The following is a 1,226-nucleotide window of genomic DNA, read 5'->3' on the forward strand; positions in this document are numbered from 1 at the left end:
GACAGACATGGCGCCAGCCGCTGACTGGCCGCATTGAGTGCGCCCTGTGTTTCAGCAATGGCCTGCTTGAGGGTATTGCGCATGCGCAGGCCGGCGTCATCGCTGGCGATGATCTTGCTCAGCATGCCGTAGAGCTTGTCGCTGTCGTTCCAGTTGATCGCTTCTGTGGCGGAGAAACTGGGCAGCAGTCCGGCCAGCAGAGAGCGATCCCGCATCAACAACGCGCGGTAGGGCGGGCTGTCAGGGTCCTGCAGCCATTTCAACCAGAGCAGTTCGCTGGTGCCGGAAGCGGGAACATGCGGTTCAAGGCGGGGGACGACAGCTTCCGTAACGCCGCCGCCCAGGCACAGGGCCATGGTCTTGGTGTAGGCCACACCGGACTCGCGATCGTTACCGTCGTAGTCGTACGCCTCGGCCACCTTGAACATGGGCGTATCGAACAAGGCAACGTACGCCTTTGCGTCCTTGTCGATGTAACGCTGAAACTCGCGCTCCTGCTGCTCGTATTCAGCCTGGAACGCGGCCCGCTGCGGTTCGTGGTAGCGCTCCTCAAGCCGCTCGTCACTCTCCTGCTGTGCACGCTCGACCAATCGCTGCCGCTCGACTGCCGGGTCGGTGAACACCGGCGGGGCATCGCCCGTCATCGGTTCCAGCGACGGCACCTTCTGCGCCGCCCACTCCCTGTGCGTGGCACGAATGATCTGCAGGATCTGCGAGGTCTGCAGCTGATAAGCCCGCATCGGTTCCTCACGCCAGGCCTGACGCTTCAGTACCCAGTTCAGGCGCTGATGGTTGTACTCCTGAATCAGCCCGACAGTGTCGTCGAGCACCACCGCCAGCACGCCGTTTTCCAGCTTGTGCCGGTTGATCGCATTGACCAGATACCCACGCAGGGCGAACCGGCGCAACCAGCGGCTGTGGAAGCCATGCGCACTGTCGAAGGGCGCGCAGCCATGCTGGGCATACTCGAATACCTGCTGGTCGACCCCAAGCTTATCGGGCGTCATGGCGATGCCCAGCAGCTCGGGATTGCTGCGGGCCTGGATCAGGTCCAGGCCCTCGAAGCGATGCGCAGGCGACGCGCCGCTCTTGTAGGCGTTCAGCACGCTCACCGGCCAAGGATCGCTGGAGAAGGCCAGCCAGGCGCTGGCGTACCTGCTGGTATCGAGGTTGAGAAAGGCCGAAGGAATATCGTGGTCTTCGTTCACGCATTTTTCGGGCAGCGG

1 protein-coding gene is annotated in these 1,226 nt (G+C 63.0%); it reads right to left on the bottom strand.

Annotated features, from left to right (window positions below; all coding sequences use genetic code 11):
- The coding region (locus CAG22_RS26895; protein WP_305880246.1) for a T6SS effector BTH_I2691 family protein at positions 1–1,226 on the bottom strand (1,226 nt) is incomplete at both ends.

The sequence above is a fragment of the Pseudomonas sp. B8(2017) genome (genome assembly GCF_002113575.1).
In the GTDB taxonomy this organism is placed as follows: domain Bacteria; phylum Pseudomonadota; class Gammaproteobacteria; order Pseudomonadales; family Pseudomonadaceae; genus Aquipseudomonas; species Aquipseudomonas putida_Z.